This window comes from Bacillus sp. FSL M8-0350, from assembly GCF_038593345.1.
Taxonomy (GTDB): domain Bacteria; phylum Bacillota; class Bacilli; order Bacillales; family Bacillaceae; genus Bacillus; species Bacillus safensis.
The window spans coordinates 1,166,739-1,191,996 of the sequence record NZ_CP151985.1; the positions used below are offsets into that span (position 1 = coordinate 1,166,739).

A 25,258-nucleotide genomic window follows, 5' to 3' on the forward strand; every position below is an offset into this window, starting at 1 on the left:
AGAGGTTGTTCCCGCTGGAATACTTTACGTTAAACAAAACCATAACAGCCAAAGAAGAAGGGCTGCTTTTAAAGGAATATTTAATTGATCTTGGCATTTCGAAAAGAATGCTGACAGATATTAAGTTTGCTGGCGGTGACCTCCTCATTAATGGAGAGCATGTTACCGTGAAGTGCGAGCTACATGAAGGGGACAGGCTCACCATTTTATTTCCCGAGGAAAAAGTGAGTGAAGGACTAAAGCCTGCACCGATTCCACTTGATATTATATTTGAGGACGAGCATGTCCTTGTGCTGAATAAAAGGCCGTATATTCCTTCAATCCCTTCTCGGGAGCACCCTGAGCACAGTATTGCGAATGGATTGCTGCATCATTATGCCAAGCAGTCTGTTCGGCATACGGTCCATTTGGTGAACCGTCTTGATCGTGACACATCTGGCGTCATGCTTGTGGCGAAGCATCGCTTTGCCCATAGCCTTTTATCAAAGGCGCAAAAAAGTGGAGCGGTTAAGCGAACATACAGAGCGTTTACACATGGCATGATCACAGAAAAACATGGAACGATCGCTGCAAAAATTGCCCGAAAAGGGGATAGTATCATCGAGCGGATGGTTGATGATGCTGGGCAGGAGGCAGTAACGCATTATTCCGTGCGAGCGGTAATCGCTGAGTTGAACATGTCGGATGTGTCTCTCTCACTTGAAACCGGGAGAACACATCAAATTCGTGTTCATATGCAATTTCTTGGGCATCCGCTCATCGGAGATACGCTGTATGGCGGAACGACCGAGCGGATAGACCGGCAGGCACTGCATAGTGAAACCCTTGTGTTTCCTCATCCGATGACAGGTGAGCAAATGACATTTTCAGCCCCGCTTCCTGATGATATGAAATCATTGCTTTTTTAAATAGAGAAACCCGGTCACCTGGAGCGCAGGACCGGGTTTTTTTATGATGTGAAATGCTGAAATCTAGAATCGTCATAAGGCATGGATGAAGGAACGGAGACCGTTTTAAGCTCAGGGTATGTGAGGGCAGACAGCTTGTTGCCAAATACGCAGCCTGTATCAATATTGACCGTTCTGCCAACGAATCGAGGTTCTTTCACTGGTGTATGGCCATACACAATCCACGGTTTTCCGTGATATTCCTTTGCCCAGTCCTTGCGAACAGGCCGTCCATCTGGCCATGTTTCTCCTGTGACGGCACCAAATAATAAATAGGACCGCATTTGTTTATTCGGCTTTTTTCCAATATCCTTTTCCTTCATCGCTGCGTGTGCAATGATCAGCTCATCAGGAATGAGTACATCATAAAGCGGAGCCTTCTCGAATAACTGCTTAAATTCATGTGACAATTTGTTTTGTTCATGGATTGGCAGTTTTTTTATTTCGTTCACTGTGGTTTCGATGCCATGAAGCAATTTGACGGGATTTCCTTTTAAGTAGCGATAAAGCTTAAAGCAGTGGTTGCCAGGTACATAACGGATTGCGCCGTGTGAATAGGCATGAATGACAAATCGCATGACGTCTACTGACCGAGGTCCACGATCTGTTAGATCACCAACAAGGGCCAGCGTTCTCTTATCAGGATGGACGGGTAATCCATGTTTGAGTTCGTATCCTAGTTTGTGTATGAGGGTAAGCAGCTCTTCGTAGCAGCCATGGATATCACCAATAATATCGAATTTCATAAGGTTTCCTCCTGATTTTTTCATCCATTCATCGGATATAAAGAAGTTTGAATTTTAGAAAATATAACGAATGGCTTTCATTTCATTTGGGCAATTGTTAGAATCAATGCTTTAACGTAAGACTTAAAAAATTAAACATGAATGTTAGGAGGCTTTAGCCAATGGAGCATACATCTGTTTCATCACTCGTTGTCGTTATTATTGTCGCCTTTTTCACCCCTATTTTATTGCACCGATTTAAGCTGACCATTCCGGTCGTTGTAGCTGAAATCATCATGGGGCTCATCATTGGGAAAAGCGGCCTTCAACTGGTTGTCGAACATGATGCGTGGTTAGATACATTATCCATGCTCGGTTTTATTTTTCTGATGTTTTTAAGTGGACTTGAAATAGATTTTTCTTCTTTTGAGTCAAAGAAGAAAGCACGAGAACTTCCAAATGGTTTAAAAGAACCAAATACATTTAAAGCAGCCACCATTATTTTTCTTGGGGTATTTTGTATTTCCTTTATCCTGTCCTATGCGTTTGTACTCGCAGGGTTTATCCAAAATGCCTTTTTAATGACGCTCATTATCTCTACCATTTCATTAGGCGTAGTGGTGCCAACCTTAAAAGAGGAAAAGTTGATGCAGACGAATATCGGTCAAATCATTCTGCTTGTAGCTGTCATTGCCGATTTGGTCACGATGATTTTGCTTGCTGTGTTTTCCTCCATTTATGGAGATGGAACAGGGAACATGTGGCTCCTGCTCTTATTATTTGCTGCAGGCATTCTTCTTTATTTATTTGGCCGCGTCTTTAAGACTAAGTCAATTTTTCAGTCGATGTCTAAAGGAACCGTGCAAATTGGGACAAGGGCAATCTTTACTCTCATTATAGTCTTAGTTGCCTTATCTGAATCACTCGGCGCTGAAAATATTCTTGGGGCGTTTTTAGCTGGTGTGCTTGTGTCCCTTCTTTCGCCAAATAAAGAACTCGTTCAGCAGCTGGACTCATTTGGCTACGGATTTTTAATCCCGATCTTTTTTGTGATGGTCGGAGTGGATCTGAATATATGGGCACTGTTTAAGGACCCGACGATTATGATCATGATTCCGCTTCTGTTTATTGCGCTACTTATAAGTAAGCTCATCCCGATTCTTTATTTGAAAAAATGGTATGACATGAAAAAGGTCATTGGCTCCGGCTTTTTATTAACTTCAACTTTATCTCTCGTCATTGCAGCTGCGACGATTGGTGAGCGGCTCGGTGTCATTGATCATAAAATGTCAGGAGCGCTGATTTTAGTTGCTGTGCTAACGAGTATTTTAACACCTGTTTGGTTTAAAGCGCTGTTTAAAAAAGAACAAGCGGCAAGCCATAAGAAGCGTGTGACCTTTATTGGTGCAAATCAGCTGACTTTACCTGTCACACTTGATTTACATCAAGATGAATATGACATTCGGATTTTGCATGTGTTTCAAGAAAATAAGGAAGCACTGCTGGCAGACTCTATCTTTGAAGTCGAATCAATTGAACAATACGACGATGAGACGCTGAGAAAGGCAGGCGTCGGTCAAGAGGATGTCCTTGTCGTCGCAACAGGCAGTGAGACGAAAAATAAGGAAATTGCTTTATTTGCAAAAGAAGAAGGTTCAAAACAAGTCATTGCAAGTGTCAACAAAGCTGAGGCAGAGCTGACATTGAAGGAAGCGGGTATTGATACGTTTTCTACTTTCCTTTCATCTAAAACGGTGCTAAGAGCTTTGATTGAAGCACCTGATGCGATTCGATTGCTAACAAATGAGGATTCTTCTTTGTATCAAATTCAAATGAACAATCATCGTTATCATAATGTCATGCTAAGAGAATTTCCTTTCACCGGTGATTTGGTATTTGTCCGTATTTTCAGAGGGGTAGACAGCTTAGTACCGCATGGAGATACGACACTTAGAAGCGGCGACCGTGTGCTTGTATCGGGCTCCCGGGAGTATGTGGCAGGACTAAGAGCCCAATTAGAATGACAATGAACCCTTGACCAATGAACAATTCCTGATTAAGATAGAGGTACAACATCATATATTTGATCCACTAGGGGAGTCCTTTAAAAGGGCTGAGATAAAAGTGTTCACTTTTAGACCCTCATTACCTGAACAGGTTCATACCTGCGTAGGGAAGTGGTGCGGTTTTTGACTATGCTTTTTACAAATTCCAAGCCACTTTCCACGCGGAAAGTGGCTTTTTTATATGGAAAAACAGGAGGAGAGGAACATGACGTTTTCAACAGAATGTAAAGAGGCTGCAGCAACATGGTGGAATGGAAGCTTTACACATCCTTTTGTCAAAGGGATTGGAGATGGCACACTTTCACTCGATCGTTTCACCTATTACGTGATGCAGGATTCTTATTATTTAACTCATTTTGCAAAGGTGCAGGCATATGGAGCGGCGATAAGTGAGGACTTACATACGACGGGCAGAATGGCGTATCATGCCCAGGGCACGTATGAAGCAGAGCTGTCGCTGCATAGGAAATTTACAGAGCTTCTGCAAATTTCTGATGAAGCCATTGAGAACTTTAAGCCTTCTCCCACTGCTTATGCGTATACCTCTCATATGTACCGATCTGTAAAAAGCGGACGGTTTGAAGAGATTTTAGCCGCGTTATTACCGTGTTACTGGCTCTATTATGAGGTAGGTGAAAAGCTGAAACAAACAACACCTGACCATCCAATTTACCAAGAATGGATTTTGACATACGGAGGCGATTGGTTTAAGGAACTCGTCTTTGAACAAGTGAATCGCTTTGATGAACTAGCAGAAAAAGCACCAGACCATGTACGGGCCAATATGAAAGAAAATTTCGTGATTTCAAGCTATTATGAATATCACTTTTGGGAGATGGCGTATCAAAAAGAAATGTGGCAAACAGCATGCTTAGATGGGGTTGGTGCAAATGGAACTCCACGCAGTGACAAATGATTCCCTTCCTGCGGGTGAACTGATCAAACAAATAAAAGCCATAGCGTCTGAAGTGGATTTTATTCATATTCGGGAACGGTCTAAAACAGCAAGTGAGCTTGTTGATCTCGTGAAGAATCTCCTTTTAGAAGGTGTACCGAAAGAAAAGCTCGTAATCAATGACCGCGTAGACGTTGCACTGCTTACCAATATTCACAGGGTGCATCTCCCGGGCCACAGCTTTTCGCCAAAAGAACTGCGAAAAAAGTTTCCTCACCTTCATGCGGGAGTATCTGTCCATTCGATAGAAGAAGCGAAAGCAGCAGAGAAAAATGGAGCAGAGTATGTCATGTTTGGGCACATATATGCTACCTCTTGTAAACCAGGACTTCAGGCAAGAGGTGTACATCTTGTGAAGAAACTGACTTCTGCACTAACGATTCCAGTGGTGGCCATCGGCGGGGTGACCCCAGAACGAGTTCCAGAATTGAAACAAGCAAATGTGAAAGGAATTGCTGTCATGTCTGGGATTTTTGCTCATCATCAGCCGCGTATGATGGCACAAGCATTTTCTGAAAAGGTAAAGGAGAATCCTTATGAAAAAGCATTATGACGTTGCAATCATTGGTGGTGGAATCATAGGGGTCTCCATCGCCTATCACCTTGCAAAAGCAGGAAAACAAGTGGTCTTATTTGAAGCCAATGAGATAGGGAAGCAAACGACAAGTGCGGCTGCCGGGATGCTCGGTGCACATGCTGAAGGAGAAGGTCATGAGGATGTTTTCTTTCAGGCAGGCAGAGCAAGCCAGGCATTGTACGAAAAATTAAAAGTCGATCTTCTGCATGAATCAGGCATTGATATTCGAACTTCAGCGGGCGGTATCATGAAGGTCGCCTTTACAGAAGAAGAGAAGCAAGCCCTTTGCCGGATGCAGCATTTGTCTACATTTAAATGGCTTGACGCAAGCAGCGTAAAAAAATGCATGCCTCAAGTTACAGATCACATGCTGGGAGCAGGTTTGATTGAAGAGGATGTGCATGTGGAACCTTACGCTGTATGCAGGGCTTTATGGCAGGCGGCCGTCCGGTACGGGGCAGATGTGAAAGAGTGTACACCTGTGATCGAAGTGAAGCGGGACAAAGAAGCGTTAACTGTCAGAACAACGAAGGGCACATTCACATGTGATGATCTGACAGTCGCAAGTGGTGTATGGTCTGGCCGTTTTTTTGAAGAACTCGGATTATCGCATTCTCTTTATCCAGTAAAAGGGGAATGTGTGTCTGTATGGAATAATGGTCCGGCGCTCGCACACACCATTTATCATGATCATTGTTATATCGTTCAGCGAGATAGCGGAAAGCTTGTTATCGGCGCAACAATGAAGCCAAACGAGTGGCAGGCTGTTCCAACGCTTGGCGGCATGGAAGCTGTGATTCAAAAGGCGTCTCAGCTTATGCCTTCTATTAAGGAGATGCCGATTGAAGAGTGCTGGGCAGGCCTTCGTCCGGCGACAAACGACCGGCATCCTTATATCGGAAGACATCCAGAAGACAAGCGTATTCTTTTTGCTGCAGGGCATTACAGGAATGGCATTTTACTAGCGCCGATTACTGGAGAAATCATTCGTGACCTGATATTAGACGAACCGGTCAAAGAGGAATGGCTTCACGCGTTTCGTATTGGACGAAAGGAGGCACTATTCGTATGAAGATTCAATTGAATGGCAGAATCGTTGATTTCGATCAAGAGAATGGAACGATCTATGATCTGCTATCAGCCTATCAGCTTGAAAACCGTGTGGTGATCGTTGAAAAGAACCATGAAATCATTGATAAAGAAGCGTTTCAACAAGTAGAAATTCAACCAAATGACACGATTGAAATCGTTCATTTTGTAGGAGGAGGATGACCCAATGCTGCACATTGGCGGAAAAACATTCACATCAAGACTATTACTCGGAACAGGAAAGTACCCATCATTTGAGGTTCAAAAAGAAGCGGTGAACGTATCGGAAGCCGAAATTTTAACCTTTGCTGTCAGAAGAATGAACATATTCGAAGCATCTCAGCCTAATTTTCTGGAGCAGCTTGATTTATCAAAATATACGCTGCTTCCGAATACAGCTGGAGCAAGTACAGCAGAAGAGGCAGTGCGTATTGCCCGTTTAGCAAAGGCTTCTGGGCTTTGTGACATGATTAAGGTAGAAGTCATTGGCTGTTCAAGGTCTCTTCTGCCAGATCCAGTTGAAACATTAAAAGCATCTGAAATGCTGCTCGAAGAAGGATTTATCGTGCTGCCATATACATCTGATGATGTGGTGTTGGCAAGAAAATTAGAAGAACTCGGTGTCCATGCTATCATGCCTGGTGCTTCACCGATTGGTTCAGGCCAAGGCTTACTAAATCCTTTGAATCTCTCATTTATTATTGAGCAGGCGAAGGTGCCGGTCATTATTGATGCTGGCGTAGGTTCTCCAAAAGATGCAGCTTATGCGATGGAGCTTGGAGCAGACGCTGTATTACTAAATACCGCTGTCTCTGGTGCAAAGGATCCTGTGAAAATGGCAAAAGCAATGAAACTCGCGATTGAATCAGGAAGACTAGGCTATGAGGCAGGACGTATTCCGCTGAAAAACTATGGGACAGCGAGCAGTCCACAGGAAGGAATGCCGACATTTTGAGCACTCGTTATTCACGCCAAGAGCTTTTTCAGCCAATTGGAACAGAGGGACAAAAGCGGCTAAATGACTCAAAGGCGGTCATTATTGGAGCGGGGGCACTTGGAACCGCAAGTGCTGAAATGCTCGTTCGTGCCGGCGTTGGTTCTGTCACTATTTTTGACCGAGATTATATTGAATGGAGCAACCTTCAGCGTCAGCAGCTTTACACGGAGCAAGACGTGAAGGATCGGCTGCCAAAAGCTGTGGCGGCTGAAAAAAGACTCAAGCAAGTAAACAGTGACGTGCACATCAAAGGAATCGTGATCGATGTGACTGCTCACAATATTGACGAACTTGTCAGTGAGGCTTCAATCATTGTCGATGCAGCGGATAATTTTGAGGTAAGAATGATTGCAAATGATGCCGCTGTCAAACATCAAATACCGTTCCTTTATGGGGCCTGTGTCGCCAGTTATGGCATTCAATTCACTGTGATCCCTGATGAGACGCCGTGTTTACACTGTCTGCTTGAACATTTGCCCGCCCAAGGCATGACATGTGATACAGCAGGTATCATTAGTCCAGTTGTGCAGCAGGTGGCAGCATATCAAGTGGCAGATGCACTTAAATATTTAACAGGACATCAAGTGACGCCAATATTAAAATCCTTCGATTTATGGAAAAACGAACGGTCTGATATTCGATCGGCCGCGTCTTTAAAGAAGAAGCAATGTCCAAGCTGTGGACTGAAGACTTATCCATTTCTTTCATATGACAAGAGAGCGAAGGCGGATGTGCTATGCGGCCGCAATACGGTACAAATCCGCAGTGCAGCAGAAACACCACCGCCTATACATGAAGTAGCTCTTCGGTTAAAGAGGGCAGGAATGGATGTGCTTGAGAATCCATATTTGCTTTCGTGTCAAAAGGATGAGTTTAAGCTTGTCTTATTTAAAGATGGCAGAGCGCTTGTTCATGGTACGAATGATATTGCCAAAGCAAGAACCATTTATCATCAATGGATTGGCTAATGAGAGGTGTGAAGAAATGACGATCAAAAAAGCATTCACAATCGCGGGTTCTGATTCTGGCGGCGGAGCAGGCATTCAGGCAGATTTGAAAACTTTTCAGGAACTCGGTGTGTACGGAATGTCTGCGATCACAGCGATTACTGCGCAAAACACACTAGGTGTTCATGGGATATACCCGCTTTCAATTGAGGCGTTAGAGCGTCAAATAGATGCAGTGGCAGAAGACTTACCGCCAGATGCCGTCAAAACAGGGATGCTGTGGAGTGCAGACATGATCAAGATTGTAGCTGAAAAAACGGTTCAATATGATATGAAGCTAATTGTAGATCCAGTCATGATCGCAAAAGGAGGGGCCTCTTTATTAAATGAAGATGCGGTCTCTGCGATAAAAACACACTTGCTGCCTGTCAGCTATGCTGTAACGCCGAATCTTCCTGAGGCAGAAGTACTGACAGGGATACAAATTCAGACGAAAAAGGACCGCTATGTGGCAGCGGAGCATCTTTATGAGCTAGGTACGAAACATGTTGTGATTAAAGGCGGCCATGGTCCATCTGATGGGATGATTACAGACCTGCTGTATGATGGAAAAGGCTTTATTGAAGTCACAAATGAACATATTGATACACCGCATACACATGGCACAGGCTGCACGTTTGCAGCAGCATTAACAGCTGAAATTGCGAAAGGATATTCGATGAAGGAAGCCTTTGAAACAGCAGAAACCTTTGTTCATGAAGCCATTAAATTCCCTTTGCGTATTGGATCTGGACACGGGCCTACGAACCATTTTGCTTATCAGCAAAACAGAATCAAATGATAAAGGAATCGAACCGTCTTCACTTAACGAAGACGGTTTTTTCGCGAAAATGAAACTTTCTTTCAGCGGAAATTGTCATTCTCTTATGATCTGTGATAATATTATGATCAGGTACTAATACTATGTCTTGAAAAAATAGGAGGCTTTATTACATATGAACTTTTCTTTAGAAGGCCGTAATATCGTGGTTATGGGTGTTGCCAATAAACGAAGCATCGCTTGGGGAATTGCCCGCTCACTTCATGAAGCTGGAGCTCGTTTGATTTTTACTTATGTTGGAGATCGTCTTGCTGAATCGGTAAAAGAGCTGGCAAGCACACTTGAGCGTGATGATTCAATTATTCTTCCATGTGATGTGACAAGTGATGAAGAAATCGAAAAATGTTTCGCTGCAATTAAAGAAAAAGTACAAGTCATTCATGGCGTTGCGCATGCCATTGCATTTGCAAACAAGGAAGAGCTTGTTGGCGAATACTTGAACACGAACCGTGAAGGTTTCCTTTTGGCGCACAACATTAGTGCATACTCATTAACTGCTGTAGCCAAAGCAGCACGTCCATTGATGATAGAGGGTGGAAGCATTGTGACGCTTACATACCTAGGCGGAGAGCGTGTTGTATCAAACTACAACGTAATGGGTGTAGCGAAAGCATCACTTGAAGCAAGTGTGAAATATTTAGCAGCTGATTTAGGCGCAGAAGGTATCCGCGTGAATAGTATTTCTGCTGGTCCTATTCGTACGTTATCTGCAAAGGGCATCAGCGGCTTTAATACCATTCTGAAGGATATTGAAGAGCGTGCACCGCTCCGCCGTACAACAACTCCTGAAGAAGTTGGCGATACAGCTCTATTCTTATTCAGTGATCTATCTCGCGGCATGACAGGTGAGAATCTGCATGTTGATTCCGGCTTCCATATCATTGCCCGCTAAACGAATACATGACTTGCAGCATACCGATGAAGGGTATGCTGTTTTTTTATTTTTCTTCTGATTTGAGGCCTCCGTTCATATATATAAGGAATGAATCATTCGGGAGGGATTAGTATGTCAAATAAAGGTGATGAGAATCAAAAGCCGCTGATGTATATTGTTCAGCCGAGCTATCAAGAATCAAAGCCGGCCATGCAAAATATTGTGAGAAAGCGAAAGAAATCAGAAAAACAGCCAGAAAGTGAGACCAATGCAAAAGATGTGATCAAAGAAAGCGCGCAGGAGGAACCTGCCGCTCAAGAAATAGAGCAAAAGAAAGAAGCCGAGCCGCTTAAACTTCAACAAGAACGAGATATGACACACGAAGCTGAGTTTACAGAAGAACAAGAGATTACACAAGAAGCAGAGGCTACACAGGAACAAGAGGATACACAAGAAGCCGAACGTACACAGGAACAAGAAATCACACAAGAACCAGAGCTCATACAAAAGCGAGAGCCTCAAGAAGAAGAGGGAAATCAGCCAGAAGGTGTCTTCCATGAAACAAAAGAAGAACCAAGAAGAAAACGAGTGAAAAAGCCTTTAAGTCAGATGAGTATTGATGAAAAAGTCGATTTTCTCACAAGACTGCCTCATAATATGCCAAGAGCTCTTTGTCTGATTGAAGCTGATGGTAAAACATATAGAGGAATCATCATGGATCGAAAAGATGATACAGTGGTCATTCGTACAGCAGGCGGGGGAAATCCAGTCGAATTAGCGATTGCTGAGATTACTTCCATCCATCCGCTAGGTTTTTAACTAATAAAAAAAGTCCCTTATAGGGACTTTTTTTGTTAGCAGTTACGATTGATGAGTCGTGGGTTTAGGCACTCGATTGCGCAGAAGCAGTCAAGGTCTACTTCAATGCAATATTTCGATTTTTCTAATCGGAACACATCACATAAGGAATCTTTATCTGTAAAATCTAAAATATGACGGTCTTTGTCAAATGCGATAAGCAAGCTGAGTGTTGCACAGTGATCACAGATATGTTCGACTCTGAAAAATGCAGTGCTGAAGCAAGGGCCTGGATCTACTTCTCCGACGTTTCCGAATGCGACGAATGGTTTTGATTTGGATGTAAAGAGAACAAACGGGACAGTGTCACCTAATGAATGTGATGGAGAAAGGAGATTGCTGTAACAGCTTGTCGGGCACTCTTCTTTGACAGCATTTTGCAAGTCGCTAATGTTTTCAACAGCCTCTGTTACACAGCTCCATGAATGGTTGCGGCTCATATTCAACCCTCCTATACTAGGAAATTTGTTTGAGTGTTTGAGCACTGTCATCATCTACAAGCTATCTTTGCCGGCTCGTGCATCTACTTTTAACCAATGCGGAAGCGGCCGCTTCTTATGCTGACTGCTCCGCATGATTGGCTGTCATTCGTGAGGAAGGGGATGCTTTGACTTATGACAAGTTAGATCAGCGGCCTGTTGATTTAGCCGTGGTGATGATGCTTTTTATCTTTCGATGGCATGACTCTGTCGACAAGCTCTGGGTTTAAGCATTGGATTGCGCAGAAGCAGTTTAAATCAACCTCAATACAAAAGTCCGTTTTTTCTAGACCAAAGAAGTCAGGGTCACAAGGGTGACACACGCTTAGCGTATGTCCGTGTACATCAACAGGTCTTAATACAGATAACGTAGCACAGCAGTCGTGTAATTTTTCAACCCGGAAGAAAATAGATTCGAAGCATTGGCAATCGTCAACGAATCCTCCAATGTTTCCGAAAGTAGAGAACAACCCGCCCTTTTTATCAAAAAGTAAAAACGGAATTGTATCTTTTCCAGAAACTGTTGGGCTTAATAAATTACTGTAGCAGCTCGTAGGACATTTATCTTCTACAGCTTCCTGCTCTGCTAAAATCTTATCAACCGCATCGCATACACAGTTTTCATCATGTCGGCCATGGTGTTTTCCGCAGCTCATGGATTTCAGCTCCTTTAACAAGGTATTTGACTTTAGTCCTTAACAACATATGTATGCGCCCTCTAGTTGGTGTGGGTAAATGACCATTTATATTTGTTGTATTTTTATAAAAGGAAAAGCAGAGCTTTTCGCTCTGCTTTTGGACATTAGAGGATACCGATTGCAACGATTGTCGCAACAAGTGTTTGTGTAAGTGTTTGGATTGCGATAGAGATGTCCGCATCGATTGTAGAGACTGTAACGTTTCTTGAATTTTCGATGACAAGTTTTTGGCGGTTTGTTTGTTTGTGAGTAGCTGCTTGTAAGAGATCCTGCGTGACGCGGTCTGCCAAATCACCGTCTGCGATTGAGATATTTGTAATGGTGATGATCGCTGTTTGAATCGCTACTTGGATAGATGCTGCAACCTGTGCATCAACAGAAGATACGTTAATGTCACAAGAGTCTCTGACGATAATGACTTCCTCAGATGTCTGCTTTGTGAAGCTTACTTGATCCAAGTCTTGTAAGACATCTTCATCATCATAATAGTCGTCACAAAGTGCTTTTCTTTCATAGTTGCAATCGTCGTGGCGTTCGTGGTATCTGTGGTGTCCGTGGTGTGAACAGTTACGATCTAGAGCGACCCAAGAATATGGTTTAGAATCCATTTCTATTCCTCCTTCCGTTTACTTTATTAAATGCTGGAATGCGTGGTTTTGTCTCGGGCATTTACCCTAGCAGGCAACCCATTTTTATTTAATCGTTATTACGCTGTGCATTACGACGCTGCTGAATACGATTTCGAAGTGAATTTCGATTTGGACGTACTTTTGGTTCAGGCACTACTTCTTCCGGCTGTTTTGCTGCCTCAGCCTGCCTTTTTTTCTCCTGCTGCTGTTCTACGAAATCATTTGCTTTCTTTTGTAAGTCCTCGACTAATTTCAAAATCATTCTTCTTTGATCGTCTGAAATTTTTGCTTTCTGATCATCAGTGATATTGTTTTTGTTTAACACATCACTGACAAGAAGACTTGTTAATGGATCAATATCCGTATTGATTTGAAACTCCTTTTTTTCGTTCTCTTCAGCCACGATGATTTCACCTCTTTCATACGTCATTAGAAAAAGAAAGGGTCAAAGAATGCCGGCTTCAACTAAGAGCACATTCAATGTTTGAGTGAGAATTTGGACGGAGTTCATAATGGATGCATCTGATAATGTAATCGTAATGTTATAGCAGTTGATGATTTGAATCACAGTTTTCTTTTGGACTTCCACTTGTTGTGTGGATAAAAGCTGGTCTGTGATGTCAGCAGCCAATTCATCGTCTGGTACAAGAATTTGGATTAAAAGAGTAATGATTGTCGTTACGGTCGCTTGAAGGGAGAGTGCGGCTGTTACATCTGTTTTATGAATTGTGACATTTTCGGAATCTTTGATCTCAATGAAATCATCATAATTGCTGATTAATTCGTTTAACAGTTGTGTATATAATGTTTCAGCACTTTCTTCAATAGACAATACTTTCACTCCTTTCTTATCTATACATTATTTAATGCAACAAGGACGCAAGGTGGAATCGGAAAGTGTGAAAAAGTACAACCCAATTTTATTTCCGCTCGATTCATCATGACGGTCTTTTTTCTTGCATATATAAAGAAAGGACGGAAAAAGAAGAAAGAAGGAGGTGGAGGCTTCTGAGCGGTGCTTTGTCATTTGTCGTGTTTGCCCTCGCATCCTTTAGACTGACGAGACTGATTGTGTTTGATACCATTACTGCGCCATTCCGCCGTCTATTTCATGAAGAACAGGAAGAGGTAAACGAACAAGGTGAGGTCGAAACATATATCATCATTAAAGGGGAAGGACTGCGGTCTTGGGTTGGAGAACTGTTAAGCTGTTATTGGTGTACTGGCATATGGTGCACTGCTGCCTTGCTTCTGATATACATACTTTTTCCTGTCATCAGCATGTGGCTTAATTTACTATTAGCGATTGCCGCAGCAGCAGGCATCATTGAAGCGGTCGTCTCGAAGCTTGTGAAATAAACAGGCATTCTGATCAGACACGCTTTCAATAAATGCATATACTATCATGGAATAGGAAAGGAAGGGTTGCGATGAAACCAACTGAAACGCCGTCACATATGCTTCAAGGTTATCCAGCGCAGTCAAATCAACAATCTGTATATACGAAGAAAATCAAAAAAAATGGCTGCGGCTGTGGAAACAAAAAGAAACCTCAATAATAGAAGAGAAAAACAAAAGCCGGATTTATCCGGTTTTTTTGTTGCCTTTTTTTGAGTGGTGCATATGTAAGAGAGAAGGGGTGACCAGAATGGATGCATTCGAACAATTAATCGGTTCCTTGTTCACTAAACCCCATGATGGGAAAGAACAAGCGCACGAAAAGGCTGAAATGGATCTAGCGGATAAAGCGAATGATCTTGAGGAGCACTTAAAAGCATTTGGCGTGAAGATGGAAGCTTTTGCGAAAGAAACAGAGGCATTCATGATGCGTCATAGAGAGGCAGATTACGTCTTTAAACAGCAGAAATAAAATTCCGCACTTTTTTATGTGATCGTCCAAACCATTTCTTTCATTTTTCATACTTTGTAAGGGAGAAGAGGAGGTGCTTAAATATGAGTTGTTACGGTGGCGGTTCTTGCGGCGGCTACGGCGGTGGCTACGGCGGCGGATATGGATCAACATTTGTTCTTGTCGTTGTGCTTTTCATCCTTCTAATTATCGTTGGTGCTTCTTTCTTTAACTACTAAAAAGTAAGAAGGTGAGGGAAGCAAGGGGGAAGCCTTTTGCTTTCCTTTCTCTTTGGTCAAACAAGGCTTTAGGATAGGCACATATCTCGCCTATTTTCATATAGTAAGGTGATTACTCCACAAAGAGGAGGCAAATGAATGGATAATAAATTCTTTAAAAGCGTAGAAAACAAAACTGGTGTGAATATGAATGATGTGTTTAAACTTGCAGGTTCTTTGCAGAATGCCAACTTTAAAGATGAGAATACCGTTCGAGGTGTTATTAAAAAAGTAGCGCAGCTTGCGAACAAACGTGTACCTAAAGAAATGGAAGACAAAATTGTTCAATCGATTACAAGTGGAAAAGAAAAGCTTGATTTCAATACAATCTCTAAAATGATGAACAACAAAAAATAAACAACAGGCTCTCCGTTTAAAGGGGGGCCTGTTGTTTTTGCGTAAATAATTCACGGTTTTTCTTTAGAAGAGGATACAAAAAGCGAGAACGATGAGCCGTTTTTCCTCGTCTAAATGATGGAACAGACAGATAGAGAGATTGTTCTGCTCTTGTCATGGCAACGTATAATAAACGGCGCTCTTCTTCCAGCGCTTCTTCATCACCGTTTCTGAGTTCATCCAGTGAGAAATCATGAGGCAGTGCTCCGTCGACCACACAAGTGATGTAGACTGTCTGGAATTCAAGTCCCTTTGCACGGTGAATCGTCATGAGCTGAACACCGGGTTCATCTGTTTTTTCCTTTTCTGCAGACTTCATATGTTCGGCATGTGCGAGAAAGGCTTCAATCGTTTCAAAGCGTTTGGCGGCTGTTTTCACATCACGTACATCATCCGCCCCTTTTTCAAGGACATTCGTATCGTTCACCCGTTTTTTTAAGTAATCCCCGAGTCCCATCTTTTGTTCAATAAATGTCACCGCGTCCGATGGCTTTAACGTTCGTAACGTTCGGAACAAAGGAACAATTGATTGCAGCTTTTTCCTTTGAAACGGCTGTATATCTGTCAGTTTTCCGAGCGCTTCTACCATTGAGCAATCTTCTGTGATGGTCAGTGCTTTTAGTGTATTCAGGGTTTGCTGCTTTAAAAAGAAAACCGGCAGCAGCTGTTTCATGGCGGCCACATCGTCTGCATCCTGACTTAAGGAAAGAAAGGCAAGAAGAACCCGAACCATTCGTCTGCTGTAGAAGGCTTTGACACCAGCATCCGTCTCATATGGAATCGCCGATTGATGCAGCCGTTCATAAATCGCACGGCCGCCTGTATTCGTTCGAAAAAGCACGCAGAAGTCATTCGGCTTTGCGCCGTTTTTAATTTTCTCTTGAATATCTGCGACAATCATCGTCGCTTCCTCTTCTTCATCATATGGATAAAAAAGCGTCGGAGGAATTTTCTCCTCGCGCACGGCTTTTAACGTCTTCTCATAACGATGCTGATTTTTCTTAATAATCGCATCTGCACTTGCGACAATCGTATGGTGAGACCGGTAATTCGCATGTAAATGGACGATCTGAGCCGAAGGATAGTCCTGTTTGAATTCAAGAATGAAAGCAGGACTGCTCCCTCTAAAGGCGTAAATGGCTTGATCATCATCACCTACACAAAATAACTGCTCTGATTCTCCGGCTAACAGCTGAATCAATTGATATTGTACTGGATTAATATCCTGAAATTCATCCACTAAAATATACTGGAATCGTTCTTGATACCGTTTTAGCAGTTCGGGCTGTTCTGTCAGCATATGTAAGCAGGCAATCGCCATATCATCAAAGTCAAATTGTTGATTGTCTCGTTTTTGCTGTTCATATGATTGGTAGATCGTCCACATGTGTTTTTCCTTTTCATCCTTCAAATCAGGAAGTTCACCTGGTAAAAAGGCATTTTTCCAATAGCCGATCGATTGCAGTACTTGATCAGTAGGGTAGTCTTTCTCATCAAGCCCTTCATTCATTATGGCTTTTCGAATGTATTGCTCCTTTTGCCAGTCAAACTTGATCAGATGCTGGCCGTTCCATTTGCTTGCGTCATTGTGAAGCAGCATTTTATAAAAAAGACTGTGGAAGGTGCCTGTCACTACTTGGCTGGCTTGTGAAGGATGAAGCTGGTATTGCTTGCGCAGTCTTTCTTTCATCTCATTGCTCGCTTTTGTGGTGAAAGTTACGAGTAAAATATGGTGAGCAGGAATATGATGATGGGACATGAGATAAGCCGCTCTAGCCGTCAGGACTCTTGTTTTCCCGCTGCCGGCACCAGCCAGCACAAGCATCGGACCATCTAAATGTGTGACAGCTTGAAGCTGCGGTGTGCTAAAGGTGATATGCGGGAAGAGGTCGATCGTATGAACTTCTTCATTCTCTTCTAAATGTAAGGCGTCGCTAAATTGAATCGACCTTGGTTCCTGCCAGTCATATGATTCGCTCGTTTGCGAGATGATCTGTTTGCCGGTTGGAAAACGGAAGCCGCCAAGTTCTTTATAGGAAGCCTTTTCCTCTTGTTCAGCCGTTTGATGATGATCTGCTTGTTCTTCAGCTTGTTCACAAATCTCTTGCTGAGATATATGCTTATGAATAAAAGCGGGTTCATCATGTATATTTAATCTAAAAAAGACCGGTTGTCCGCAATATGGGCAGAATAATTGTCCTTTTTTTCCCTCGTCATGGAGGAATTGATAGTGTTCTCTCGAATACGTATGTAATGAGATCGTTCGATCATGTCGTCGTGCGCATTTCAAAGCTAGTCCTCCAATAGTCAATCAATCTTAAAATGAAACACATCTAATCATATCAAATGAGGCGTGTTTCAAACAGTCATAATTAGGGAATAGTAGAATAGAAGAGAAGCAAAGGAGGCGTTCTTGATGGGATATATAGCCCCGATTCAGCCGGATCTGTATTTTCAATATATCAATCGTCCAGCTCCTCAGGATAAAGAAGACTACGCGAAAGTACCAAAGGTTACTCGCACCTTTCATGACAAGATATACAGAGAGCTGGAGAAAAAAGAGGACTTAGTGACAGAAGCGGAAACGAAAGTACAGCAAAAAAAGCGGGAACGCTTTGTACGAGATATGTTTATGGAGGAAGGCAAGGGCATTCATATCAATACGTATATATAAATGATTGCGCTTTCTTCCTGTGGCGAACGATAATGAAAAAGAAAAAGCCAGGGCATCTTGAATGCTCTGGCTTTTCTTTTGGTCAAACAGACAGTGTTTTTGTCATTTTGACATGTGTGATTCCCGCTTCTTCAAACGGTTCAGAAACAGCTTTGTAGCCTTTCTTTTCGTAGAAAGGAAGCGCTTGGACTTGAGCATGCATAACCGCTTCTTTTGCTCCATTAGCAATCGCTTCTGTTTCTAGCGCCTCTAATAGTTTGTGGCCAAGGCCGAAGGAGCGCGCCTCTTTTAACACACAAATTCTTTCTAGCTTTGCCTTTGATCCCTCAATGATCCGCAGTCTAGCGGCCGCCTGAGGCTTTTTGTCATCATTGTAAATGACAAAATGGGTGGCTTTGTCTTCTAGTTCATCTATTTCGATCTCTACTGGAACTTCTTGTTCTTTTACGAATACTTCTTTTCGAACGTAATATGCATCTTCTCGTTGTGTTTGTTCTGTTGCGATGACTGTTTTCAAATGTCTTTAACCCTCTTCTCCTAAAATAAATGTTTCATAGACGGTCCAAGATCCGTTCTCTAATTGATATAAAAGGTGGAAGCGATCCACTGTTTCTTCATGGTCAATTTTTCTCAGCTTTAATGTGCCAAGTACGTCTGAATGCTCATCATCGGATAGTTTTTGAGCGACTGTCACATGCGGAACAAAGGCATATTCAGGTGTACCAGCAAGTGGATCTGCATACAATCTTTCATTGAGCGCCATGATGTCCTCGTTCGGTTCTACTTTCATATAAATGACGTTGTTTACAGGAGCGAATGAACTGAATTTTTTAATACGTAACGTAATAGGAGAAGCATTTTTTGCATAATCTCTTAACGTTGAGACGACCTCAGCCGCTTCTAGATCCGTTAATTCAAAAGGTGTTCTTAATGTTAAATGAGGCGGTATGAGTGCATAGTTCGGATCATAACGCTTCCGGTAAGAGTTCGCAATATCTTGCAATTTTTTTGATGGAAATATAACAACTCCGTATTTCATCATGTTCCCTCCTGAATAAGAAAGTATTTATTATTGTTTATTATAACAAAATTCAGTTGATTAACGAATATGGGAGCATTCTTTTTAACGAAGGCGCAATGAGCGGCTGCCAAAACGTCCATTTATGATCCCCTTCGAATGTCTCAAATAAGTAATCCGCACCAGATTGTTCAAGAAGGGCCTTTAAATCTTCGTTCGGCTGAACAAAATCAAGCACCTGGCCATCTGTTGTTTTCACAGCGGTTTCCTCAAGCCCAATTTGATGGATAATGGCATAATGAGAAAGGGCTGTCGACTGTTTGACGGCTTCTAGAACCGACTCGTCAACGTAAGGGGACTGCAAAATCAGCCCGCCAAATAAAGAAGGATAATCAATGGCTGTCATGAGGGAAATCGTCGCACCCAGTGAATCACCAATAAACGTCCGTCCTGATCCAATTTGATAGGTTGGATAGTGTTGATCAATATAAGGGACCAGTTCATTTGCTAAAAAGCGTTTATACGCTTCAAACTTTGTGCCGTCTGGATGATACGTGTTCCGTCTTTCCGTGACATTTTCATAAGGAACACCAATGATAATCGAGCGTTCCATTTCTTTGTTTTGCATCAATTCTTCTGCCTGTCTGCCTATTTTACCTAGGCGGAAATAATCATGACCATCCTGGGCAATGATGACATGATATGTATAAAGGGGGGAGTAATTGACTGGCAAATAGATCAAAATGGTCATGTCCGCCCCAAGTTCTTTTGACTGTATGGTTTCTTCTTGAATGATTCCTGTTTTCTTCACCATAATCCATTCCTCCAGCTAACCAAATTCATCATAAAGTGAAACGTTTCCATTCATTGTAACACGAAAAACAGCGTTGTTCCTATATGCTAACATGCAATCAAACCGTATAACATCGATTCTGTTATAAAATACAGAAAATTTTAATTAATCATGACATTTCCCCTTGAAAAATGAGATTTAATAGGTTACAGTATTAAGAATTAGAACAGACAGACAACACATTCTTATCGTGAGAGGTGGAGGGACTGGCCCTTTGAAACCTCAGCAACCGGTATGCATCACTTCATGTGATGTACCAAGGTGCTAAATCCAGCAAGCAGCTTTTTTGCTTGGAAGATAAGAGGAAGCGATTAAACCCCTTCTTCTTATGAAGAAGGGGTTTTCTGTTTTGAAATCAGATTTTTACTTAGGATGGTGTCAAATGACAGAACATGTGGAAACGAAATTAGCGCAGATTGGAAACCGTAGCGAAGAGGTGACTGGCACTGTCAGTCCTCCCGTTTATCTTTCGACAGCATACAGACATAGAGGCATAGGGGAATCTACAGGATTTGATTACATTCGAACGAAAAACCCAACAAGACAGCTCGTAGAGGATGCAATTGCTTCACTCGAAGAAGGGACGGCCGGTTTTGCCTTCAGTTCGGGAATGGCGGCGATCCAAACGATCATGGCTCTATTTGAAAGCGGAGATGAACTCATCGTCTCTTCAGACCTATATGGCGGTACATACCGTTTGTTTGAAAACGAATGGAAAAAGTACGGCCTGCGTTTTCTTTATGATGATTTTTCAGATGAAGACTGTTTACGCTCTAAAATCACGCCAAACACAAAAGCGGTCTTTATTGAAACACCGACAAATCCACTGATGCAGGAAGCAGATATTCAAAAAATAGCGAAGATTGCAAAAGAGCATGGCGCTTTGGTGATTGTCGATAACACCTTTTACACACCAGTCTTGCAAAAGCCGATTACGCTTGGAGCGGACATTGTCATTCATAGCGCAACCAAATATTTAGGCGGACATAATGACGTTCTTGCCGGGCTTGTCGTCACAAAAGGAGAGCAGTTGTCTGAAGACATGTTCCAGCATCAAAACGCGATTGGAGCGGTTCTATCACCATTTGACTCATGGCTTTTAATGAGAGGAATGAAAACACTTGCTCTTAGAATGCGCCAGCACGAGGAAAATGCGAAGGAGCTGGCTGGGTTTTTAAAGAAACAGCCAGAAATTCAAGATGTGCTTTATCCAGGAAAGGGAGGCATGCTGTCATTCCGAGTAGCCAAAGAGGACTGGGTCAATCCATTTTTGAAGCAGCTGAAAACGATTTGTTTTGCTGAAAGCCTTGGCGGAGTCGAAAGCTTCATTACGTATCCTGCAACACAAACGCATATGGATATTCCAGAAGAGATTCGCATTGCAAACGGTGTATGTAACAAGCTGCTCCGTTTCTCTGTTGGCATCGAGCATGTAGATGATCTGAAATCAGACCTAAAACAGGCACTATCACAAGTAAAAGAGGAGGTACACGCCAAATGACCACACACGATTGGACACTCGAAACACAACTCGTTCATAATGCGTTTAAAACAGACCGTTCAACAGGTGCAGTCAGTGTACCGATTCAGCATGCATCCACATTTCATCAAAGCAGCTTCGATGAATTTGGCCAATATGACTACTCCAGATCGGGAACTCCGACACGTCAAGCATTAGAGGATACGATTGCAGCGCTGGAAGGAGGAACGAGAGGGCTTGCCTTTGCATCAGGCATGGCTGCTATTTCAACCGCTTTTCTTCTATTATCAAAGGGAGATCATGTCCTTGTCACAAGAGATGTGTACGGCGGGACTTTCCGAATGATCACTCAAGTTCTTTCAAGATTTGGAATTGAGCATACCTTCGTGGACATGACGGATTTGAATGAAGTCAAAAGAGGCATTCAATCAAATACAAAGGTCATTTACATGGAAACACCGTCAAATCCAACACTAGGGATTACAGATATTGAAGGTGTCGTCCAGCTTGCGAAAGAGCATGGCTGTCTGACTTTCTTAGATAATACGTTTTTAACACCTGCGCTTCAGCGTCCGCTGGACCTTGGTGTTGACGTTGTTCTGCACAGCGCAACGAAATTTTTAAGCGGCCACAGTGATGTGCTGTCAGGCTTAGCCGTGGTGAAAGATAAGAAGCTGGGAGAGGAACTCTATTCACTGCAAAACTCCTTCGGTGCAGTCCTTGGCGTGCAGGATTGCTGGCTCGTGCTAAGAGGATTAAAAACCCTTCAGGTCAGATTAGAAAAAGCAAGCCAAACGGCATATGAACTCGCTACATTCCTCAAAGAACATCCTGCGGTGAAAAAAGTATACTACCCAGGCTTAGATGACCATCCGGGTGCAGATATTCAGCGAAAGCAAGCAAGCGGAGCAGGAGCCGTTCTCTCATTTGAACTAGAAAACCAAGCGGCTGTCAAAGAATTGGTGGATGCCGTTACATTACCTGTATTCGCCGTCAGCCTCGGCGCCGTTGAATCGATTCTGTCATACCCAGCCAAAATGTCCCATGCGGCTATGCCAAAAGAAGAAAGAGAAAAAAGAGGGATTACAGATGGGCTGCTTCGTTTAAGTGTAGGTGTCGAAAACGGAGAAGACCTCAAACGTGACTTCAAACAAGCACTTGATCAACTAAAGCCTGTTCTTGTGAACCAATCATAAAGGAGATAAAAAAGCCGGCACAGCCGCCGGCTTTTTGACCTTTTTTGAACAAAACCATTGACGGCTTAATATGATGGTTATATAATAGAGACTGTCAGTAACAGAAAGCCCAGAACTGATACATAACCCGATTCCGTAGCTCAGCTGGGAGAGCGCTACCTTGACAGGGTAGAGGTCGCTGGTTCGAGCCCAGTCGGAATCATCGTTGAAACCCTTGCGTAGCAAGGGTTTTTTGTTTTTTTTGACAACGAATATTTGTTCTATTTATTTTAATTGGGGACGAATTGGGGGGCGAACTTTATCCGCCAGATTGTTTCCAGTTGGCAGGAGGTTTTCGATTGCTTGCCTAACAGTCTTCTCGTCTTTACCTGTTTTTCTTTTCAGATCATCAATTGTTGGATTCTTACGGAAGCGGCTCATATTATAAATAATTCGATAAATCTTTCTCTCGAGATCAGACAGACAATCACCACCAAAAATAGTTTGTCAGAATATGGGGTTTTTTGCATATCCCCCGAAATTGTTCATTAAGATTATCCCGGGGCTACTGTTAATGGGGTATGGCAACCAAAAGCGAAATATGGGGCCATATGCAAAAAACTTCCATTAACAAAAAGTAAATTGGTTCGTATTTCTAGCAGATACAAACCAATTTACACTATGAATTGGCGATCTTATTGATTAAATGGGCAGATAAACGCTTTTTCATTCGTTTGTATCCACTACTCACTTTCTCGTTATTATCTAGTGTCATCAGTTATTTTTTTTGAAATGGCCCGATAATTATCGAATGGTTGCCATACCCCTATTAGAGTGCGAATCGAGTCTATGTTCTCGTACTCATACCATCTTCTAAAAGTCGATTTATAAATTAGTTAGCAACTTTTTAGCAACCTCTCTAGTTGAAAAAGGATTTTGACCAGTTATTAGGTTGCCATCTTGCACGACAAAAGAACGAAAGGCTCTAGCCTTTTGGAAAATTGCTCCATTCTTTATTGCTATATCTTTGTTTAAAAATGGTACGATAGATTTTTTAGTACTTAAAATTTCCTCAGTTGTAGTAAAGCCTGTAATCTTTTTATCTCTAATAAGATAATCACCATTCTTATCTTTAATGTTTAATAAACCTGCTATACCATGACAAACTGATACAATATAACCACCGTTATTATAAATGGTTAAGCTAATTTGTTGTAATTCAGGATTATTAGGGAAATCCCACATAACACCATGACCACCAGTATAATAAATTGCAATATAATCATTAGGATTAACATCTGAAGGTTGCATAGAATTTCTTAATGCTCGATTTTGAAAATCTTCACTTTCATAGATAGAAAAAGTTGATTCGTCAGCATATTTCATACTACGTGGATCAATAGGTACAAATCCTCCCCTAGGACTGACATAATCTATTTCAAATCCACTTTTGGTAACTTCCTCAACAAATTCAGTAGCTTCACCAATCCATAATCCTGTAGCCTCAGTTGTATTTACATATCTCGTTATATTAGTTAAAACTACCAAGATTTTCTTCATTATTTTCCCTCACTTTGTTCAATAATAGTTGTAACGTGATTTAATAAATTTTTTAATTGTTTCATTGGCAGCATCAGCCATAAAAAGCAGTTTATAGAGGTTGAATTTGGATCACAGAAGGTCTAATCTCATATTCGTCGACCTTTCTCGGTGATTGGCCAAACAGACAATGCCTGAGGCTTCACCGCACTTTATTAGACGGTAAATCATTTGCCAAGTAATTATTTTATTTTCAATATAACTTTTCCTTTTGCCCTGCCTGTTTCTGAATAATTCAAAGCCTTTTGTGCTTCCTCAAATGGGTAAATTCGATCAATTACAGGCTTAATCTTTCCGGATTCAATTAATTCAGTAATGATTTTTAACTGTTCACCACTTGGTTTCATAAATAGAAAAGTGTATTTCACATTATATTGTTTTTCCAATTTCGTTATATTGTGAGTAGCAATTCGGAATAGGTTTGTTTTAAGGAAACCTGATCCATATTCTTTTCCAAAACGTGCGTTTGGCAAACCTGAGATAGAAACAACTTGTCCTCCAGGTTTCACTATTTTAAATGCTTTTTCCAACGTTTCCCCACCGATCGTATCGTATACCCCATCATAATTGTGCAGAATCTCATCAAATTGTTCATTCTTATAATCAATAATCTGATCTGCTCCAAGTGACTTGACAAGTTCATACCCAGCTTTGCTTGTCGTAGTCGAAACGTACACTCCCATTGCTTTAGCAAGCTGAATGGTAAAGGTACCTACGCCGCCTGATCCAGCTTGAATTAACACTTTTTCTCCAGGTGATAACTGTAAAACATCATGTAACGCTTGGTAGGAAGTGAGTCCAACTAAAGGAATAGATGCAGCTTCTTCAAAAGATAGATTTTTAGGTTTTAAAGCTATGGCATCTTCATCTATTGCAATATATTCAGCAAAAGTACCAATTCTGCTCTTACTAGCCCGACCGTATATTTCATCTCCTACCTTAAACTTCTTTACCCCTTTCCCTACTTGTTTAACTATACCTGAAAAGTCATTCCCCAAAATAAGTGGCATATTGTATTTTATCAGCATCCGCACTTTGCCATCTCTTATTTTTAAGTCAACAGGATTAATACTTGCAGCAACTATTTCTGCTAAGACATCATTTTCTCCAATGGGAGGTATTGGCATGTCAGTTAGCTTAAGTGGAACCTTCCCATATTTTTCAATAATCATCGCTTTCATAAAGTCATCACCTCAACGTTTAATGATAATCACA

Annotated in this window: 32 protein-coding genes, 1 tRNA gene and 2 riboswitches; of the genes, 20 read left to right on the forward strand and 13 right to left on the reverse strand. The window is 42.0% G+C overall.

The window, feature by feature from the left end; genetic code table 11:
* Positions 1 to 5: 5 nt before the first annotated feature.
* Entirely contained in the window at positions 6 to 908 is a 903-nt protein-coding gene (locus NSS80_RS05870) for an RluA family pseudouridine synthase (protein WP_041117141.1), read from the forward strand.
* 41 nt (positions 909 to 949) lie between these two features.
* Here NSS80_RS05870 and prpE read toward each other — a convergent pair whose 3' ends face one another.
* A complete protein-coding gene (prpE, locus tag NSS80_RS05875) occupies positions 950 to 1,693 on the reverse strand; it encodes a bis(5'-nucleosyl)-tetraphosphatase PrpE (RefSeq protein ID WP_025093413.1) in 744 nt (247 codons plus the stop codon).
* 161 nt (positions 1,694 to 1,854) lie between these two features.
* On the opposite strand from prpE, the gene NSS80_RS05880 reads away from it, so the two are divergent.
* The 10 genes from NSS80_RS05880 to NSS80_RS05925 all read left to right on the forward strand — a co-directional run bounded on the left by NSS80_RS05880 (position 1,855) and on the right by NSS80_RS05925 (position 10,876).
* On the forward strand, positions 1,855 to 3,696 hold the full coding sequence (locus NSS80_RS05880) for a monovalent cation:proton antiporter family protein (RefSeq protein WP_025093414.1): 1,842 nt from the start codon (positions 1,855 to 1,857) through the stop codon (positions 3,694 to 3,696).
* A gap of 59 nt (positions 3,697 to 3,755) precedes the next feature.
* A riboswitch (TPP riboswitch) is annotated at positions 3,756 to 3,865 on the forward strand.
* A gap of 78 nt (positions 3,866 to 3,943) precedes the next feature.
* Positions 3,944 to 4,654, forward strand: coding sequence for a thiaminase II (tenA, locus tag NSS80_RS05885; RefSeq protein WP_024425024.1), 711 nt, complete (start codon positions 3,944 to 3,946; stop codon positions 4,652 to 4,654).
* Complete coding sequence (gene tenI / locus NSS80_RS05890) at positions 4,629 to 5,246, forward strand: thiazole tautomerase TenI (protein WP_041117218.1); 618 nt, start codon at positions 4,629 to 4,631, stop codon at positions 5,244 to 5,246. Before tenA ends, tenI begins: the two co-directional genes overlap by 26 nt.
* Entirely contained in the window at positions 5,230 to 6,342 is a 1,113-nt protein-coding gene (thiO, locus tag NSS80_RS05895; RefSeq protein WP_041117143.1) for a glycine oxidase ThiO, read from the forward strand. The genes tenI and thiO overlap by 17 nt, the downstream gene beginning before the upstream one ends.
* Positions 6,339 to 6,542 (forward strand): sulfur carrier protein ThiS, encoded by a 204-nt coding sequence (gene thiS / locus NSS80_RS05900; protein ID WP_024426466.1) that lies wholly within the window; start codon positions 6,339 to 6,341, stop codon positions 6,540 to 6,542. Before thiO ends, thiS begins: the two co-directional genes overlap by 4 nt.
* A 4-nt stretch (positions 6,543 to 6,546) precedes the next feature.
* Complete coding sequence (locus tag NSS80_RS05905) at positions 6,547 to 7,314, forward strand: thiazole synthase (protein WP_041117145.1); 768 nt, start codon at positions 6,547 to 6,549, stop codon at positions 7,312 to 7,314.
* Complete coding sequence (locus NSS80_RS05910; RefSeq protein WP_041117147.1) at positions 7,311 to 8,324, forward strand: thiazole biosynthesis adenylyltransferase ThiF; 1,014 nt, start codon at positions 7,311 to 7,313, stop codon at positions 8,322 to 8,324. The genes NSS80_RS05905 and NSS80_RS05910 overlap by 4 nt, the downstream gene beginning before the upstream one ends.
* Positions 8,325 to 8,340: 16 nt before the next feature.
* Complete coding sequence (thiD, locus tag NSS80_RS05915; RefSeq protein ID WP_041117149.1) at positions 8,341 to 9,144, forward strand: bifunctional hydroxymethylpyrimidine kinase/phosphomethylpyrimidine kinase; 804 nt, start codon at positions 8,341 to 8,343, stop codon at positions 9,142 to 9,144.
* Positions 9,145 to 9,298: 154 nt separating this feature from the next.
* Positions 9,299 to 10,075, forward strand: a complete 777-nt coding sequence (gene fabI / locus NSS80_RS05920; protein ID WP_342498444.1) for an enoyl-ACP reductase FabI — start codon at positions 9,299 to 9,301, stop codon at positions 10,073 to 10,075.
* A 114-nt stretch (positions 10,076 to 10,189) separates the two neighbouring features.
* Positions 10,190 to 10,876 carry a CotO family spore coat protein gene (locus NSS80_RS05925; RefSeq protein WP_041117153.1) on the forward strand — a complete coding sequence of 229 codons (687 nt, stop codon included), beginning with the start codon at positions 10,190 to 10,192 and terminating at the stop codon, positions 10,874 to 10,876.
* A gap of 35 nt (positions 10,877 to 10,911) precedes the next feature.
* On the opposite strand, the gene NSS80_RS05930 is transcribed toward NSS80_RS05925, so the two are convergent.
* The 5 genes from NSS80_RS05930 to NSS80_RS05950 form a co-directional block, all read right to left on the reverse strand.
* The gene (locus NSS80_RS05930) at positions 10,912 to 11,355 is read right to left on the reverse strand and encodes a CotY/CotZ family spore coat protein (protein WP_024425015.1); all 444 of its coding nucleotides are present in this window, start codon (positions 11,353 to 11,355) and stop codon (positions 10,912 to 10,914) included.
* Positions 11,356 to 11,558: 203 nt separating this feature from the next.
* The gene (locus NSS80_RS05935; RefSeq protein WP_003211658.1) at positions 11,559 to 12,050 is read right to left on the reverse strand and encodes a CotY/CotZ family spore coat protein; all 492 of its coding nucleotides are present in this window, start codon (positions 12,048 to 12,050) and stop codon (positions 11,559 to 11,561) included.
* Between the two features lie 146 nt (positions 12,051 to 12,196).
* Positions 12,197 to 12,700 carry a spore coat protein gene (locus NSS80_RS05940; protein WP_041117155.1) on the reverse strand — a complete coding sequence of 168 codons (504 nt, stop codon included), beginning with the start codon at positions 12,698 to 12,700 and terminating at the stop codon, positions 12,197 to 12,199.
* Positions 12,701 to 12,788: 88 nt separating this feature from the next.
* Positions 12,789 to 13,124 carry a hypothetical protein gene (locus NSS80_RS05945; RefSeq protein ID WP_024425013.1) on the reverse strand — a complete coding sequence of 112 codons (336 nt, stop codon included), beginning with the start codon at positions 13,122 to 13,124 and terminating at the stop codon, positions 12,789 to 12,791.
* Positions 13,125 to 13,166: 42 nt separating this feature from the next.
* Complete coding sequence (locus tag NSS80_RS05950) at positions 13,167 to 13,562, reverse strand: spore coat protein (RefSeq protein ID WP_231506869.1); 396 nt, start codon at positions 13,560 to 13,562, stop codon at positions 13,167 to 13,169.
* Between the two features lie 167 nt (positions 13,563 to 13,729).
* On the opposite strand from NSS80_RS05950, the gene NSS80_RS05955 reads away from it, so the two are divergent.
* The 5 genes from NSS80_RS05955 (at position 13,730) to NSS80_RS05975 (ending at position 15,205) form a co-directional block, all read left to right on the forward strand.
* Positions 13,730 to 14,080 (forward strand): DUF1360 domain-containing protein, encoded by a 351-nt coding sequence (locus NSS80_RS05955; RefSeq protein ID WP_024426459.1) that lies wholly within the window; start codon positions 13,730 to 13,732, stop codon positions 14,078 to 14,080.
* 71 nt (positions 14,081 to 14,151) lie between these two features.
* Positions 14,152 to 14,280, forward strand: a complete 129-nt coding sequence (locus NSS80_RS05960; protein ID WP_259279657.1) for a hypothetical protein — start codon at positions 14,152 to 14,154, stop codon at positions 14,278 to 14,280.
* A gap of 89 nt (positions 14,281 to 14,369) precedes the next feature.
* Positions 14,370 to 14,591 carry a hypothetical protein gene (locus tag NSS80_RS05965; protein WP_041117157.1) on the forward strand — a complete coding sequence of 74 codons (222 nt, stop codon included), beginning with the start codon at positions 14,370 to 14,372 and terminating at the stop codon, positions 14,589 to 14,591.
* Positions 14,592 to 14,674: 83 nt separating this feature from the next.
* The gene (locus NSS80_RS05970; RefSeq protein ID WP_034282023.1) at positions 14,675 to 14,809 is read left to right on the forward strand and encodes a YjcZ family sporulation protein; all 135 of its coding nucleotides are present in this window, start codon (positions 14,675 to 14,677) and stop codon (positions 14,807 to 14,809) included.
* Positions 14,810 to 14,947: 138 nt separating this feature from the next.
* Entirely contained in the window at positions 14,948 to 15,205 is a 258-nt protein-coding gene (locus NSS80_RS05975) for a stage VI sporulation protein F (protein ID WP_034282022.1), read from the forward strand.
* Between the two features lie 16 nt (positions 15,206 to 15,221).
* On the opposite strand, the gene NSS80_RS05980 is transcribed toward NSS80_RS05975, so the two are convergent.
* A complete protein-coding gene (locus NSS80_RS05980) occupies positions 15,222 to 17,534 on the reverse strand; it encodes an ATP-dependent helicase (RefSeq protein WP_041117159.1) in 2,313 nt (770 codons plus the stop codon).
* Between the two features lie 126 nt (positions 17,535 to 17,660).
* Here NSS80_RS05980 and NSS80_RS05985 point away from each other — a divergent pair, with 126 nt between their 5' ends.
* Positions 17,661 to 17,918: a hypothetical protein gene (locus tag NSS80_RS05985; protein ID WP_041117161.1), complete on the forward strand. Its 258-nt coding sequence runs from the start codon at positions 17,661 to 17,663 to the stop codon at positions 17,916 to 17,918.
* 82 nt (positions 17,919 to 18,000) lie between these two features.
* Here NSS80_RS05985 and NSS80_RS05990 read toward each other — a convergent pair whose 3' ends face one another.
* Genes NSS80_RS05990 through NSS80_RS06000 form a run of 3 tightly spaced genes read right to left on the reverse strand, consistent with a single transcriptional unit; the run spans position 18,001 to position 19,750 of the window.
* Positions 18,001 to 18,435: a GNAT family N-acetyltransferase gene (locus NSS80_RS05990; protein ID WP_024426455.1), complete on the reverse strand. Its 435-nt coding sequence runs from the start codon at positions 18,433 to 18,435 to the stop codon at positions 18,001 to 18,003.
* A 6-nt stretch (positions 18,436 to 18,441) separates the two neighbouring features.
* Positions 18,442 to 18,957 carry a YjcG family protein gene (locus NSS80_RS05995; protein WP_024426454.1) on the reverse strand — a complete coding sequence of 172 codons (516 nt, stop codon included), beginning with the start codon at positions 18,955 to 18,957 and terminating at the stop codon, positions 18,442 to 18,444.
* Positions 18,958 to 19,009: 52 nt separating this feature from the next.
* A complete protein-coding gene (locus NSS80_RS06000; RefSeq protein ID WP_041117163.1) occupies positions 19,010 to 19,750 on the reverse strand; it encodes an esterase family protein in 741 nt (246 codons plus the stop codon).
* Positions 19,751 to 19,971: 221 nt separating this feature from the next.
* A riboswitch (SAM riboswitch) is annotated at positions 19,972 to 20,093 on the forward strand.
* A 78-nt stretch (positions 20,094 to 20,171) separates the two neighbouring features.
* Between NSS80_RS06000 and NSS80_RS06005 the strand changes: the two genes are divergently transcribed.
* The 3 genes from NSS80_RS06005 to NSS80_RS06015 all read left to right on the forward strand — a co-directional run bounded on the left by NSS80_RS06005 (position 20,172) and on the right by NSS80_RS06015 (position 22,667).
* Positions 20,172 to 21,290, forward strand: a complete 1,119-nt coding sequence (locus NSS80_RS06005; RefSeq protein WP_041117165.1) for a methionine biosynthesis PLP-dependent protein — start codon at positions 20,172 to 20,174, stop codon at positions 21,288 to 21,290.
* Positions 21,287 to 22,465, forward strand: coding sequence for a cystathionine beta-lyase (metC, locus tag NSS80_RS06010; RefSeq protein WP_041117167.1), 1,179 nt, complete (start codon positions 21,287 to 21,289; stop codon positions 22,463 to 22,465). The genes NSS80_RS06005 and metC overlap by 4 nt, the downstream gene beginning before the upstream one ends.
* A gap of 129 nt (positions 22,466 to 22,594) precedes the next feature.
* A tRNA-Val gene (locus NSS80_RS06015) sits at positions 22,595 to 22,667 on the forward strand.
* 62 nt (positions 22,668 to 22,729) lie between these two features.
* Here the strand turns inward: NSS80_RS06015 and NSS80_RS06020 are convergent.
* The 3 genes from NSS80_RS06020 to NSS80_RS06030 form a co-directional block, all read right to left on the reverse strand.
* Positions 22,730 to 22,927: a hypothetical protein gene (locus NSS80_RS06020; RefSeq protein ID WP_065214243.1), complete on the reverse strand. Its 198-nt coding sequence runs from the start codon at positions 22,925 to 22,927 to the stop codon at positions 22,730 to 22,732.
* A 402-nt stretch (positions 22,928 to 23,329) separates the two neighbouring features.
* A complete protein-coding gene (locus NSS80_RS06025) occupies positions 23,330 to 24,004 on the reverse strand; it encodes a type 1 glutamine amidotransferase domain-containing protein (protein ID WP_041117169.1) in 675 nt (224 codons plus the stop codon).
* A 221-nt stretch (positions 24,005 to 24,225) separates the two neighbouring features.
* Positions 24,226 to 25,224, reverse strand: a complete 999-nt coding sequence (locus NSS80_RS06030) for an NADP-dependent oxidoreductase (protein ID WP_041117171.1) — start codon at positions 25,222 to 25,224, stop codon at positions 24,226 to 24,228.
* Positions 25,225 to 25,258 lie beyond the last annotated feature (34 nt).